Raw genomic sequence first — 13,184 nt, forward strand, 5'->3', positions numbered from 1 at the left:
CGATTAGCAAATCATTGAGGCGGTGGTTTTCTCTTTCTCGCCTGGGTTAGGGTCTGGCACTTTGCTGAACGTTTCATCCAGCTTTTTAAATTTCGGCAGCAGATCAGGCAGGGCGGTAAACAATTCCTTAACCTGTTCCTTGGCCTTTTCGGTATTAAACAACTGAGTGATTTCGGTGATCTGCTCTTTGATATCGCCGACGGTCTTTTCCAATTGGGCGATCTTTTCTTTGTCACCGCTCAGAGCATTATATTTTTGTTCCAGATCCACCACGGCTTGTGCCATGCCTTTCATCGCTTCAGTGAATTCTTTATTGTCTTGCTGCGCAGCAGGCGGAGGGGTTGCCGGCTCTTGTGGTTTTGCACCAAAAATACTTTGCCAAAGCGGTTTCTTTTCGTCAGACATATCTTTATCTCCCGGCCGTTTTGTGACCATATCGATTACAAACGGCACCGGAGCACCGTAGATTGCGTTGTTTTGTTCAGCAGCGAACCGCATGCGGTCAGTGCCAATACTGGCCGGGGTGTTCGTCACGCCCAGCCCTTTCAAGTAGGTTTTGCCAGAATTGCGGAAGTTCTCGACCGGCTCGATTGATGCAAACAGCAATTGATTGCGGCGGTTCGAGTAAATCAGGTCATCGGTTGGGCACAGGCGGGCATACAGTTTTGTCAGCCCGGCGTCGGTGGCTTCCGCTTTCAGCTCCAGCACTTCGCCGGAATTACCCCAGTAGCGCTCATGCTCAGGCCAGATTAATGCGGTATATAATGCCGTATCATAGGTTTCGGCCATTTCGGTTAGCCATGACGCTGGTATCTCGCGACCGTCGACGGTTTGGCCTTCGGTTGCAATGCAAATCCAGTCAGTCATTAATTGCGATGATTTGCCGCTCATGGAGTAAATCCCGGTTAAATATTTGCGCTCTAATAAAGTGATTTTGAGTATTGCGAATATTTTTTCATGCTGCGAATGGTTTTATTCTGATAATTTCGGATATAACCCGTTAGCCGAACCCAACCGATTATTAATTATCACTGCGCCATAATTTGCCCGGCATAATGCAAATATGGCTATATACCCCGACTCGATAAAAAAGGTGGCGCGTTCGCTTTATTTAAAAAGCTGGACGCCGAAAGAGATCGCCGCCGAATTGAAATTAACATCTGCCCGCATTGTTTATCATTGGGCGGAGAGATACGGCTGGAACCAATTATTAGTTGAGGAAACCCTCGAGGATTGCATTCAGCGCCGGATCAGGACACTGACGCACCGCGATAAAAAAAACGATCTGGAGATGCAGGAACTTGACCGGTTGATAGAACATCACGTCAAGTTAATTGCCCAGCGAAACAAGCACGCGGAAAAATTGGCGGCCGCGCAAGCAACTGCGGCGCCAGGTGATGGCGGGGCAGTCGGGTTTATGGCGGCTGGCGAGGATGCGCCAGCGCAGCGCAAGGGCCGCTGGCAAAAGAACGACGTCAGCACGATGACGAAAGAGCGTTTCGACGAATTCGCCGAGACGGGCCTGTTTACCTACCAAAAAACGCTGCGGGCCAACAAAGATCACTCAATCCGCAATTTGCTCAAATCCCGCCAAATCGGCGCGACCTGGTATTTTTCATGGGAAGCCCTGGAAGACGCTGCGCTGACCGGCGATAACCAGATTTTTGTTTCTGCATCGCGGCGCCAGGCTGAAATCTTCCGGCGCTACATCGTCAAGTTTGCCCGTGAAATGTTCAGCGTCACGCTGACCGGCAACCCGATCACGCTCAGCAACGGCGCCAACCTGATTTTCTTGTCGACCAACAAGAACACCGCGCAGGGCGAGACGGGGCATTTTTATTGCGATGAATATTTTTGGGTGCCGAAATTCCAGGTGTTCAAGGATGTCACCAGCGCGATCGCCACGCACGACAAATGGCGCCGGACGTTCTTCTCAACGCCGAGCGCGAAAACCCATGACGGTTACCCGTTCTGGACGGGCGACGAGTGGAAAGGCAGCGACAAAAAACGCCAGGCGCTGAAGTTCCCCGACTTCGACGAACTGCGCGACGGTGGGCGCCTGTGCCCTGATGGGCAATGGCGCTACGTCGTGACGCTGGTCGATGCCTGCGCGGGCGGTCTCGATAAGTACGTCACCGTCGAGCGGGTGCGCGGCGAGCACAGCGTCGACGCCTTCAACCTGCTGTACATGTGCATTTTTGTGGACAGCGGCGACAGCGTCTTCAAGTTCGACCAGCTATCACGCTGCGAGGTTGACCCTGCAACCTGGCAGGACTTCGACCCCAAAGCGAAACGCCCCTTTGGTGAGCGTGAAGTGTGGGGCGGCTTTGACCCGGCACGCAGCGGCGACACGTCCACCTTTGTGGTTATCGCGCCACCGCTGTATGACGGCGAGCGCTTCCGCGTGCTGGAAACCCACCACTGGCAGGGATACAGCTTCAAGTATCAGGCCGAGCAGATCAAAAAAATCATGCAGCGCTACCGGATGACCTACATCGGGATCGATGTGACCGGCATCGGGCGCGGCGTCTATGAGCGCGTGCAGTCCTTCGCCCCGCGTGAAGTGCGCGACATTCATTACAGCCTCGAAACCAAAACCCGTCTGGTGCTGAAAATGGTCGACCTGGTGGAAGGCGACCGCATCGAATGGGATGCCGAAAAGCGCGGCATCGCCGGCAGCTTCCTGGCTATTCGCAAGACCGTTACCGGCAGCGGCAACGCGATCACGTTTGTGGCGGAGCGCAGCGCCGAAACCGGCCACGCCGATGTTTTCTTCGCCATATCCCACGCAGCGATTAACGAACCCCTCAACTTTGACACCCGGCGTAAATCTACCTGGGCATTTTCACAGGCGGCCGCATGAGCAGAAAGAACAAAAAACCAGCCCAGAAACCGGCCCAGCCGGCGAAAGCCTTCTCGGCAGGGTTACCCATTCCCGGCGATCGCAGCACGATATTCATCGGGCCGCCCGAACTGGTGCTGACCAGCGGCACGGATTACCAGGATGTCTGGTATGACAACGATTACGACCACTGGACGCCACCGATCAGCCGCCTGGCGCTGGCGCGCCTGCCGAACGCCAACGCGCAGCATGACGGCATCCTTTACGCGCGCAAAAACATGATTGCGTCGAGCTATACCGGCGGCGGACTGACGCGCGAACAGATCGGCGCAATGGCGTTCGATTATCTGCTGTTCGGCGACCTGCCGTTACTGAAGGTGCGCAACGGCTGGGGCCAGGTGGTGCGCCTGCAGCCGCTGCCGTCGATGTATATGCGAATCCGCCGCAGCGGTGAATTCGTCATCCTGCAAAAGGGTGAGCCGCTGGTTTACGCCCCCGACGACATCATCTTTTTCTGTCAATACGATCCGCAACAGCAAATTTACGGGCTGCCCGACTATATCGGCGGCATCAATAGCGCGCTGCTGAACAGCGAGGCGACCATCTTCAGGCGCCGCTATTACAACAACGGCGCACACATGGGCGGCATTCTCTACACCACCGATCCGAACCTTTCGGAAGAAGTGGAAGCCGAGATCAAAAAGAAAATTGAAGGCACCAAGGGGCTGGGCAACTTCCGCAACATGTTTATCAACATCCCCGGCGGCGATAAAGAAGGGGTGAAGTTTATCCCGGTGGGCGATATCAGCGCCAAAGACGAATTTTCAAACGTCAAAAACATCAGCGCCCAGGACGTGCTTACCGCGCATCGATTCCCGGCCGGGCTGGCTGGCATCATTCCACAAAATACCGCCGGCCTTGGCGACCCGATCAAGGCGCGCGAAACCTATCGGCAGGATGAATCCATTCCCGTTCAGAAAATGTTTGCTGAACGCGTCGCCGCCGATCCTGAAGTCCCGGCGCATCTGCGCCTCAACTTCGATTTTTCAACACCTGCAGGGGAATAATAATGGCTGACGAATCGCTGCCAACCAAACGCATATCGGAATTGGCACCCGCTGAAAATCTGGGGGAAAAGGATATTTTGCCGGTGTCGGTAAACGACACTCAAGATCCCGCCGTTTTCCGAACGCAAGGGGTGAAAGTTTCCACCCTGTCGGAACATATTCTGGGGCAGGCATTTCGCCCTGAAGCTGGAGAGGTCGCGGCAGCACTGCGTGATGAAAGCCTCTTCGCTATTTTTGAAGTGGAAAAAACGGGGGGATTTGGCACCCCTGATGCTTTCGTCGGCGAACGTGATATCGAAAACAACGCGTTCTATATCACGACGAACACGGAAGGGCGCCGCATTGAGTGCGACCCTCAGGGGTTTGAATTTCAGGCCGAGGATGGTTTTACGCCAGCAACACCCACGCCGCCCACACCGCCGGATAACTCGTTACTTGAGCGCGACAACCGCAACAAGCTGACTGCGATGTTCAGAAAGTCGAGGGGGATAACGTATGACATCGCCGGAGCTATCTGGGATTACTGCATTATTTTGGTTTACGGCCAGTCGCTGGCATCGGCAATGGAGGGGTGGCCGGCGTTAACTAAAATCGCGCGCGAGATTGAAAATCTGCTGATGGTTGGCGACTCAACGCGTGGCAATTCGCGGAGCGGCACTTATGCCCCGCTGGGCGAAAATGTATTCACGCCCCTGCGTGCGGTAGTTCAGGGTACCAACGGACTGGGCCTTCCTGATGATCAGGTCGCTGCGTTACAACCAGGCAATACAAGCGAAGGCGAAGATAGTGCGGTGAGTGCGGTTCACTTTTGGCGTGCGCTGCAGCTGCAGCTTAATGGCATGACGGATAACCCCAATAGGAAAATCATCGTTGTGAATTGTGCCGTTGCCGGCCGTTCTATTGAGCAGCTGTCGAAAGGTGCTCCGTCTCGTCATTATGAAAACCGGGTACTGAAGGCGCTGAACAATATTAAGGCATTGGTCGATGCGAAATCTGCTGAAGTTGGCCGCACGCTGACCTGCGGGATCGCCGGATGCGTCTATAACGGCAACCAGTGGAACTATCTCGGCACGGATGGAACCACAGACAAAGACACATTTAAGGCGCTGTCGGGCAAGCTCTTTGATGATATTGCCTCTGAAAACCCGGCTATTTTCGGCGTATCCGAACGCCCGTTCTTTATCACCATGCAAACCGGCGATGTGTACACCCGCGACACGACAAACCTGTCTATTGGCATGGCTCAAATTGAAATGCAGAACGAACGCGATAATGTGTTCCTTGTCGGCCCGGAAGCCTTTGTCCCATCGAAACCCGGTGGCCATCGCGATCCGAACGGTTACCGCTGGCTCGGGCAGCAGATAGGGAAGGTGATACACCAGGTTGCCGATCGCCGGCTTGATTGGTTCCCCTTGCATCCCATCAGTGCCACGTATTCCGGCCGGGAGGTATTAACTGATCACCTTGTCTGGAACCCTCCCATGCAGTGGCGTGAAACGTTCAGCACGGTCACCCCAACGATGTTCCAGAATAAGGGCTATCGGCTCACCGATACGCTGGGCGATGTACCAATCGCAAGCGTCGAAATCGCGGCTGACACCATCACTCGGCTCATGGCTGCGCGCGACCTCGTGGCGCCTGTTTACGTGTGGTACGCAGGGCAGGCGACATACAGCGGGGACGGCAACCTGTTCGACTCCGACGCGACGCGGGCGCTTTACAACTATGAGTATCAGGAAGGCACGGGCCAGTATGCCGCCGCAAACCTGCCGAACTATGTCAATAAACCCTATCCGTTAAACAACGCGTGCGCCGCGTACCGTATTGAGGCAACCAAAAAATGAGTGACATTATCGACATCGGCATGACCATTGTTTCAAAAGGCGCACGGGCTATCCGCCGCTCAAACGGAATTCCGGCGCCGGTTGCCGGCTTGGAATACCTTAATTTCTTCTGCAAAAACCCCGACTACCCAGATCCGGCGCGCAATCTTAGCCGCAATCTGGTGCGTGGCAAACCGCGCGGCCGGATCATCGGCGTGCCAGTGCTCAACGATAAAAGCGCTACATTTCATAGCTTGGTCGATTACATTGATTCCGGGGTTGCGCATACGGATTCGATGACGCTGATCGCCATCGCCAAGGCGCCAGACCCGGCGGAAGAGTCCGCTATTCTGTCTAACTTTAATGGCACGAAACCGGGGGGCGGGACGTCCCAGGGAACCGGCATCATGTTCCGTCCGAACAGTTTTTATTACAACAATGCGCTGGTGAATAGTGACGGTAGCTTATCACTGGCTCAAATCAGTACCCCATACACCGCGGGGGAATGGGCCATCATTGAGGCGCGCTCAGCACCAGCGACTGGTCTTAATGGTGGCAATTTCTGGTTTACCCAACACGGCGTTACCACGTCCAAAGCATACGGATTACCTAACGGCACCCGGGTCGATATTGGTGGTAACATCATGATAGGCTCGCTGGGTGGGAGCCTTGGCAGTGTGAACGGCAAGCCTGCGGAGATCTCAGCAGCGGCGATTTTCAGCCGCGCATTATCCGCTGATGAGGTGCTTTTCTTCAGAAACTGGCTGAAGTCCATCTATCAGTATCAGTACGGCTGGGCGCTTTAGTTGCCCTTACCCCCGAAACGGTTAAAATATAACAAACAGTTGTTTCGGGGGTTCTATGTCACGCAATCTGAAAGTTATCTGCACCGAGTGCAACGCGCCGGCTATCATCAGTAAAACCAACCGAAAAACGGCTCAGTTTGCCGATCTTTACTGTCAGTGCACGGATGTAGAATGCGGCCATACTTTCGTGATGAATATGACCTTTTCGCATACCCTTAGTCCCAGCGCCCGAGGTGGCCGCGGTCTGGTCAAAACCTTGCTCAGTCTGTTGCGACCAGAAGATAAACAGATAGCCCTTGATTTACTGCAGGGGCAGAGTGGATAAAAATACAAATTTGTATTTTTATCCACTGATTTAATTGCCAGATAAAAATTGCTTAAATAAGATTGGCAACATTGTTTTTTCGTTATCTGTTAATTCTCTTTTGAAATGGAGAATTACCGAGTCTGGCATTGGGGTAGGTGTATAACCATTGGTTGGAAATCGATTGTCATTTAATAACTTAGTGATTGTTTCATAGTTGATGTTTTTAAGTGAGGTGATCTTTATATCACTGCCATCTTTTGTATACTCAATTATTAAATCTCTAAAATACTCTTCATCTATGCTTGCCATTTTCTCATCTATTAACTCCGTTGCCCATTTTAATGTATCTAGGTCACCACTAGACGGGGTTGTACGAAGGCTACCCCCATCTTTCAAAAGGTTCATTATTTTATGGTTTGCTTCTCTAAATATTATTAGGTGCCTTTTAAGCTGATTGTATGCTGAGCTTTTATTATAAACCAGTTGTTGTAGCTCATATATTGTCTGATTTGTAACTCTATATTCTGAAAGCATTGTTTTCAAGGAGTGTACTTCGCTATTTATTTGTATTTTTTCATTTTTTAATTTTGTGTCTTCCTCCCTTAACATTTCTACGATTTTATTTGATTCGGCAATTGATTTTTCTAACTTTGATTTTTGCGCTATCAATTCATTTATTTTTGAGTCCCTTTCTGTTATTTCTTGTTGCGTCTTTTTTAACTCTAAGTTTTTCTTCTCAATGAATCTTGCCAAATGGTTTTTTATTTCATGGTTTTTTTCATCTTCAAGTTGCCTTGCTATGCTCGTTATATATACTATAACCAATTTCAAAAATGGCGATACTACTGCTAGAAAACATCCCCAAAAGATAGGCCAGCCAAAACCCGGCAACTTCTCAAATCCAGTCATAACGGTAGATATTTTAACCTCTGCAGTTTTACTGCTAAATATCAGGAAATAAATCCATGACCAATTACACGCAATGAACGAGAATAAGATGTAGCCAATGGGGCCTGCAATCCTATCCTTTATTATGATAATCGCATCATCCTTAAGATCGCTAATATTGCTCATGTGATACCTTTAATATGTGTTAATTGAAAATATAATTATTTTAAATTTCTATATTATACGCTTACACATCCCTACAATTTCTGGACAAACGATGTCTAACTTTTCTAAAGTTATATATGGATCTTCCAGTGTCCATAAAAATCTAAATTCTTTTTGTTTTGCATAAGGTATCACAGGCTTTATAAAACCAATATGTCTACGTGGCCCTTGCAAGTCAATCCCTATTCGATCCATATAAGTAACATCATCATAATCGCCATGTACATTAACTCCTTTATGATGAATTGCTATTTTTTCACTTAATTGTAAACAGAATTCATGTGCATTAGATATTTCAACGCAATATTTCCCAAATGAATCTTGGAATGTTTTTGGCTCAAAGTGTTTAGTGCCACACAGTACATAAGCATTGGGTATTACATTCTCCTTCTTTGCACGGTTTATAATATTCCCTTTTGATTCTGGCGAAATATCTACACCTGCCAATTTTAACGCTGCGCGAATTTCCTTACTTGCATTTTTAATGCATAAAGTGTTTATATATTGCTTCCAACTCGCTTCACCTTTATCACCTTTCTCAGGGTGTTCGTATTTTCGGCATGCCTCCAGTGTACTTACCCTAATCAAACCATTGCAGAAATTATCGGCATATATCTGTTCGTCAAAAAATCTATAAACAGCTCCGCTATAACCCATCTTTTTAATTTCAGTGCTTACGTCTATTCTATTAGATCCCATTTTCGTAGCTCCAAAATAAATTTACCATAACTCTAATAGTTTAAAATAGTTGCATTAATTAGTACAAATTATGGCTGTAAATGTAGTTTTTTCAAAGAGAAAAGACGACTCATGATGGCGCTGCGCTTTTGTTCGTAACTGGCAGGCGCCGGATGAACTGAACCATCAGCACGGGCTCGCCAGCGCTGGCCGTTCAAAGACAATTCATCACCACCGGCCAACTTTTCATCCTCCAGCTCGGTAAACGTCAGCCCGATGGATGCTGCAAAGTCGGTAATTTTCTCGACCAGGTGCGCCGATTTTTGAGCGTGCCGATGCACCGCTGGCTGCTGGGTGCGCGTTTTCTTCGCTTCTGCTATCAAATACTCATTGAAGGCTCGCCGTTCTCGGCGTGTCATCCCCTCAAAATCGCCCACTGGCGGCCTGCTGACACAGCCATTTGCATCTATGCCAGGGATGAAAATACCGGGATTACTGCCCTGTCTGTCTTCTTCCTGCTGCGCTCCGCGTACAGTTATTGACAGAACTCCGAGGGGCGGCGCTGCCGCCTGAAGGTCAACGGCCGAACCCGGATCGGCGCTGGCCGGGACAATTTTGTAGGTGTTCAAGCGGGTGTAAATCATCGGTTGCGTCCTGGCGAACGGCGAGTAAACGCCGGCGATCTTGCTGATGTCGTCACCGTAATCGTTGCCGTTCTCGGTGATGTCGTAGCCGATGCGCACGCGAATGTGACGACGCTCGACTAACGGGCCGCCCTGGGCGTCGGTATACCCGGCCCAGTCGCCGGCATCTGCCGCGATATGCGCGGGCGAGATCTCCGGGTGCAGGAACAGGTCGCGATCGCGCAGCCGGCGCAGCTCGCGGTATACCGTGACCGGGGCACCGCCAATCTGTTGAAACTGACGAATACGCCAGCGCGACGCCCAGGCGTTTACGCGCTTGGCGATATCCTTCAGTGGTTCGCCGGTGTCGTGATCCAGCTCGTCGTCAAGGGCGTACCCGTCGATATTTTTCGAAATGTATTTCGCGATGTAGCCCGTGGCGGAGCCGAATTGCTCATCCATTGGCTTAACGCTGAAACGATATTCGGCGGCGCCTGGCTCATCGCCATCAACCTGCAGCGCATAGCGCCGGAAGATGTCGCGTGCCTGCTCGATGTGCTCAGGCTTGAGGAACAGCAACAAATGCCAGTGCGGGGTTTCGTCGTGGTGTGGCTCAGTGACGCGGAAGCCGAACACGCGAATGCCGGCGCGCTTCCACGATGCCCGTACCTTTGACCAGACCTTGCACAGGTAGCGCTGGGTTTCGCGCGGGCTGGCGCCGCGGTATTTGTTATTGCGGCGCCCAGTCTTGCTTTGCATCGCGTGATACTTCGATGGTGCCGTCAGCGTGTAAAACTCGCCAGCCAGATCGCGCGCCTTCGCCAAATCTTCAAAACCGCGCATACGGTTCATTAACTCTGCGCGGCGCACTGCCGGATTGGCGACGCTTCCGTCCACCTTATCGACCAGCGAAACGCGTTCGCCGGTGTCCACGTCTTCGAGTTCCCGCGACTTCAAAAACTCGCGGTTGGCTTTCTTCTGGGCGTGCCATTCTTTCAGGCATGGATCGCTGCAGTAGGGTGTTGCCTTATCGCTGACATAGCCGGCGGCGATCATGAGGTGCTCGCGCCACTGGTCATGGAGGCGGCGCAAACGGCGCAACCACCATGCCGGTGATTCGAGGCGCGCGACGGCGCGCGTTGCATCTTCCGCGCTCAACTGCCCGCTGCAATATTGCTGCCAGCTCGGAGCGAACATATTCAGGCTCTGGGTTAAATACCCGATGCGGCCATAGGCATAGATTACGGCAAAGGCCAGATCGTCAGCGGCGGCGGCCCAGTAATCGCAGAGGCGCACAAACTCGCCTGTCATGCAGTCGGCCAGCCGGTGCGCCAGGCGTTTGAGGTCTTTTTTCCCGCTGTACGGGATGCGGAAGAAATCATCGCGGAAGGCGATCAGCGCCGGCGGCACCTGACCGATCTGGTACTGTTCGTTGACTGCATCGATGCGCGGCAGGACGTGGCGCTCAAAGGTATTCACCAGCCATCCGTTAGCGGCCTTCATTCCTTTGCCTTGTTCGATGTTGTTCAGGCGCTGTGTGTAATAACGGCGGACATACTGTGGAAGGGCGGCCAGCCGCCGGCGCAAGCGACGCGGCGCTGGATCGGCAACGCGTGACTGACCGGCGATATCGAACAGGGGAACGCGCACCGGTTCGCCGGCGTGGTTGGTGGCACCGAATAACTGGATCGATGCCGGTTCGTCGGCGCGTTCGGTGAGGATGGCGTCGCGCTTGGCGTTCCAGGAGTACGCGTATTCAAAAGCAACTGCGCCGCTGCCCGGGTAGGGTAGCGGCGAGGAAGGTTGATACCGGCCGTGGTATTTGCTCATATGCTGCGCCGGCTTAGTAGAAGTAATTTTTTAGTGAGGTAAATGGGATCTCTAATTTTTCGGCTATCAACCTCAATTTCATGCCCGATTCATGCAGTCTGCGCGCTAGCTCAATATCCGCCTCTGGATACTTCCGACCGTGATATGCGTCACCACTTTTTTTCAGGCCAACGCCGATAAGGTTGGCACGGTTGCTAACCGCTTTTGGAGTCCTGCCGAGTAAGTGAGCAATCTGTTTTACGGCAAGGGTTTTGGCACTGTCTTTCAGTGTTTGGTCTTCATTTTTACTCCAGCGCTTCATGCGGATGCCCTCATAGTTGCGATGATCTCGCGCGCTGGCTGGCGGCCTTCGGCTTTGCAACTGACCGCGCGGGGCGCTTCGATATGGGTGATCTTGAAATCGCCGTAAATCTTCAGCGATTCCGCGGTGTCGCTGTTGGATGCGACGACGTGGCAACCGCGGCGGGTTGCTTTGCGTAGGGCATACATCAGCCGATATTGGTCGGAAGTGTTAAAGCCGCCGGTGTGGTAGTTGGTGAAATCGGCCGTTTTCGAGACGGGGACGTAGGGCGGATCGCAGTAAATGACGTCGCCGTCGTTTGCCATCTCGATGCACTCTTCAAAATCCAGGCACAGGAAAAGTGCCTTGTCGGCCTTCTCGGCGAAGGCGCGGATCTCGGCGGCGGGGAAGTAGGGCGCTTTGTATTTGCCGTATGGCACATTGAAGCCGCCGCGTTGGTTGTAGCGGCACATACCGTTGTAGCCGTGGCGGTTCAGGTACAGGAACAGCACTGCGCGATAGAACTGGTTGCCTGATTTGTTGAAGGCTTCGCGTAGCTGGTAATAGGAGGTCGGATCGTTCTCATCCCTAAACAGCGAGGCGGCATAGCTGATAAAGCGCGACGGGTTGCGCTTTATGGTGTTGAACATGTTGATCAGGTCAGGGTTGATATCGCCCAGCAGGTAGGCGTCATAGTCCGTATTCATAAACACGGTGGCGGAGCCGGTGAACGGCTCAACCAGACGTTTACCAGCTGGCAGGTGCTGGCGCAGGGTGTCGATGATGCCGGCCTTGCCGCCGGCCCATTTCAGGCAGGAGCGGATCATTTTGCCCCCTCAGCCATAGCCTTGATTATGCCAAGAGTGGTGAGACAATCCGAAAGCGCGCGGTGTGGCGTTCCTACAACAGTAATTCCTTGCTGTTCAGCAGCAGCAGTCAGCTTTTGCCATTTGTAGCCGCCGCGACTGCTTTCTTGTCCGTAATATTCTGCATAGGCCAACATGGCACAGCGGGAATACTCTTCGATAAATGAGCACAGACCATCATCGCCCAGCCCATGTAAGCGGGCTGATTGGATAATCATTCGAGCATCGAAAGCCGCGTTGTAGATAACAAAACGATATTCAAAAAATAATGCGCTAACAGCGCCATGCACATCGCGCCATGTAGGGGCATGCGCAACCATTTCATCGGTAATGCCATGAATTGCAGTAGCTTCGGTCGGGATTGGCTTTGTCGGTTTTATCAGCGTGTTGAGCATGATGAACCCGTTGTTATCGACCAGGCAGATCTCGACGATCTCGTCATCGTCACCTAATCCGGTCGATTCGGTATCAAGAATCAACATGTCTTTATCAAGCCATAACTGCGCATGCTGTTGTGGTGTCATGGTATTTCTCCGATTTAATTAATCGTAATTACGCAATTCAGGTGGAACGGATGCCGCGCGATTAAAGGCGCGGCAGAATTTGCACCAGCGGTAAGTAATCCAGGCCAGCAGGCAAATCCACACAACGCCGGTGAATGCAGTGGCGGCGATAGCGAAAGGGAACATCATGGCGTGACGTCCTGCGCGGTGGAGTCGGTCATCGCCTTGCGTGATGCAACCCAATGGCGCAGGCGGATCAGGATTTGCTCGCGCTGGTCGCCGTGCAGCTCCAGCTCGTCGAGGCGGCGATCCAGCTGTTCCAGCAAGGCGAGACGCTCAGAGCGGCGTTCATTGCCGATAATTCCCGCAGCCAGATCGAGGCCGATAAAGGTCGGTTGATTTACGGTTTTGTCTGTCATGGCATTACCTTTTTTCAGGATGAAGAA

14 protein-coding genes are annotated in these 13,184 nt (G+C 52.2%); 5 read left to right on the plus strand and 9 right to left on the minus strand.

The genetic code is table 11. From position 1 onward, the window contains the following. Nucleotides 1–3: 3 nt before the first annotated feature. Nucleotides 4–891, minus strand: coding sequence for a GPO family capsid scaffolding protein (locus QMZ29_RS24615; protein ID WP_261423643.1), 888 nt, complete (start codon nt 889–891; stop codon nt 4–6). Nucleotides 892–1,063: 172 nt separating this feature from the next. Between QMZ29_RS24615 and QMZ29_RS24620 the strand changes: the two genes are divergently transcribed. From QMZ29_RS24620 to QMZ29_RS24640, 5 genes are read left to right on the plus strand one after another with little or no spacing between them, the layout of a single operon-like run. Then, nucleotides 1,064–2,863 carry a terminase large subunit domain-containing protein gene (locus tag QMZ29_RS24620; protein WP_261423642.1) on the plus strand — a complete coding sequence of 600 codons (1,800 nt, stop codon included), beginning with the start codon at nt 1,064–1,066 and terminating at the stop codon, nt 2,861–2,863. Next, on the plus strand, nt 2,860–3,909 hold the full coding sequence (locus QMZ29_RS24625; protein ID WP_261423641.1) for a phage portal protein: 1,050 nt from the start codon (nt 2,860–2,862) through the stop codon (nt 3,907–3,909). Before QMZ29_RS24620 ends, QMZ29_RS24625 begins: the two co-directional genes overlap by 4 nt. A gap of 2 nt (nt 3,910–3,911) precedes the next feature. Then, nucleotides 3,912–5,753 (plus strand): hypothetical protein, encoded by a 1,842-nt coding sequence (locus QMZ29_RS24630; RefSeq protein WP_060460983.1) that lies wholly within the window; start codon nt 3,912–3,914, stop codon nt 5,751–5,753. After that, the gene (locus QMZ29_RS24635; RefSeq protein WP_261423640.1) at nt 5,750–6,538 is read left to right on the plus strand and encodes a hypothetical protein; all 789 of its coding nucleotides are present in this window, start codon (nt 5,750–5,752) and stop codon (nt 6,536–6,538) included. Before QMZ29_RS24630 ends, QMZ29_RS24635 begins: the two co-directional genes overlap by 4 nt. A 55-nt stretch (nt 6,539–6,593) precedes the next feature. Then, complete coding sequence (locus QMZ29_RS24640; RefSeq protein ID WP_261423639.1) at nt 6,594–6,863, plus strand: Ogr/Delta-like zinc finger protein; 270 nt, start codon at nt 6,594–6,596, stop codon at nt 6,861–6,863. A gap of 30 nt (nt 6,864–6,893) precedes the next feature. On the opposite strand, the gene QMZ29_RS24645 is transcribed toward QMZ29_RS24640, so the two are convergent. From QMZ29_RS24645 to QMZ29_RS24685, 8 genes are all read right to left on the minus strand, one after another. After that, complete coding sequence (locus tag QMZ29_RS24645; RefSeq protein ID WP_261423638.1) at nt 6,894–7,919, minus strand: hypothetical protein; 1,026 nt, start codon at nt 7,917–7,919, stop codon at nt 6,894–6,896. Nucleotides 7,920–7,967: 48 nt separating this feature from the next. After that, nucleotides 7,968–8,657 carry a hypothetical protein gene (locus tag QMZ29_RS24650; protein ID WP_261423637.1) on the minus strand — a complete coding sequence of 230 codons (690 nt, stop codon included), beginning with the start codon at nt 8,655–8,657 and terminating at the stop codon, nt 7,968–7,970. Nucleotides 8,658–8,725: 68 nt separating this feature from the next. Beyond that, nucleotides 8,726–11,089, minus strand: a complete 2,364-nt coding sequence (locus QMZ29_RS24660) for a replication endonuclease (protein ID WP_315901847.1) — start codon at nt 11,087–11,089, stop codon at nt 8,726–8,728. 13 nt (nt 11,090–11,102) lie between these two features. After that, a complete protein-coding gene (locus tag QMZ29_RS24665) occupies nt 11,103–11,390 on the minus strand; it encodes a hypothetical protein (RefSeq protein ID WP_086579638.1) in 288 nt (95 codons plus the stop codon). Next, nucleotides 11,387–12,196 (minus strand): Dam family site-specific DNA-(adenine-N6)-methyltransferase, encoded by an 810-nt coding sequence (locus QMZ29_RS24670; RefSeq protein WP_234722206.1) that lies wholly within the window; start codon nt 12,194–12,196, stop codon nt 11,387–11,389. Before QMZ29_RS24670 ends, QMZ29_RS24665 begins: the two co-directional genes overlap by 4 nt. Beyond that, nucleotides 12,193–12,759 carry a 3'-5' exonuclease family protein gene (locus QMZ29_RS24675; protein WP_261423635.1) on the minus strand — a complete coding sequence of 189 codons (567 nt, stop codon included), beginning with the start codon at nt 12,757–12,759 and terminating at the stop codon, nt 12,193–12,195. The genes QMZ29_RS24670 and QMZ29_RS24675 overlap by 4 nt, the downstream gene beginning before the upstream one ends. Nucleotides 12,760–12,777: 18 nt before the next feature. Then, entirely contained in the window at nt 12,778–12,927 is a 150-nt protein-coding gene (locus QMZ29_RS24680; RefSeq protein ID WP_234722208.1) for a hypothetical protein, read from the minus strand. Next, a complete protein-coding gene (locus tag QMZ29_RS24685) occupies nt 12,924–13,157 on the minus strand; it encodes a hypothetical protein (RefSeq protein ID WP_234722209.1) in 234 nt (77 codons plus the stop codon). Before QMZ29_RS24685 ends, QMZ29_RS24680 begins: the two co-directional genes overlap by 4 nt. Nucleotides 13,158–13,184: the final 27 nt, after the last annotated feature.

This window comes from Serratia sp. PF-27 (assembly GCF_030053255.1).
In the GTDB taxonomy this organism is placed as follows: domain Bacteria; phylum Pseudomonadota; class Gammaproteobacteria; order Enterobacterales; family Enterobacteriaceae; genus Serratia; species Serratia bockelmannii.

Excerpts from the sequence above, each read along its gene's own strand:
- QMZ29_RS24615 (WP_261423643.1), bottom strand. The coding sequence starts at position 891 with ATGAGCGGCAAATCATCGCAATTAATGACTGACTGGATTTGCATTGCA.
- QMZ29_RS24620 (WP_261423642.1), top strand. The coding sequence starts at position 1,064 with ATGGCTATATACCCCGACTCGATAAAAAAGGTGGCGCGTTCGCTTTAT.
- QMZ29_RS24625 (WP_261423641.1), top strand. The coding sequence starts at position 2,860 with ATGAGCAGAAAGAACAAAAAACCAGCCCAGAAACCGGCCCAGCCGGCG.
- QMZ29_RS24630 (WP_060460983.1), top strand. The coding sequence starts at position 3,912 with ATGGCTGACGAATCGCTGCCAACCAAACGCATATCGGAATTGGCACCC.
- QMZ29_RS24635 (WP_261423640.1), top strand. The coding sequence starts at position 5,750 with ATGAGTGACATTATCGACATCGGCATGACCATTGTTTCAAAAGGCGCA.
- QMZ29_RS24640 (WP_261423639.1), top strand. The coding sequence starts at position 6,594 with ATGTCACGCAATCTGAAAGTTATCTGCACCGAGTGCAACGCGCCGGCT.
- QMZ29_RS24645 (WP_261423638.1), bottom strand. The coding sequence starts at position 7,919 with ATGAGCAATATTAGCGATCTTAAGGATGATGCGATTATCATAATAAAG.
- QMZ29_RS24650 (WP_261423637.1), bottom strand. The coding sequence starts at position 8,657 with ATGGGATCTAATAGAATAGACGTAAGCACTGAAATTAAAAAGATGGGT.
- QMZ29_RS24660 (WP_315901847.1), bottom strand. The coding sequence starts at position 11,089 with ATGAGCAAATACCACGGCCGGTATCAACCTTCCTCGCCGCTACCCTAC.
- QMZ29_RS24665 (WP_086579638.1), bottom strand. The coding sequence starts at position 11,390 with ATGAAGCGCTGGAGTAAAAATGAAGACCAAACACTGAAAGACAGTGCC.
- QMZ29_RS24670 (WP_234722206.1), bottom strand. The coding sequence starts at position 12,196 with ATGATCCGCTCCTGCCTGAAATGGGCCGGCGGCAAGGCCGGCATCATC.
- QMZ29_RS24675 (WP_261423635.1), bottom strand. The coding sequence starts at position 12,759 with ATGACACCACAACAGCATGCGCAGTTATGGCTTGATAAAGACATGTTG.
- QMZ29_RS24680 (WP_234722208.1), bottom strand. The coding sequence starts at position 12,927 with ATGATGTTCCCTTTCGCTATCGCCGCCACTGCATTCACCGGCGTTGTG.
- QMZ29_RS24685 (WP_234722209.1), bottom strand. The coding sequence starts at position 13,157 with ATGACAGACAAAACCGTAAATCAACCGACCTTTATCGGCCTCGATCTG.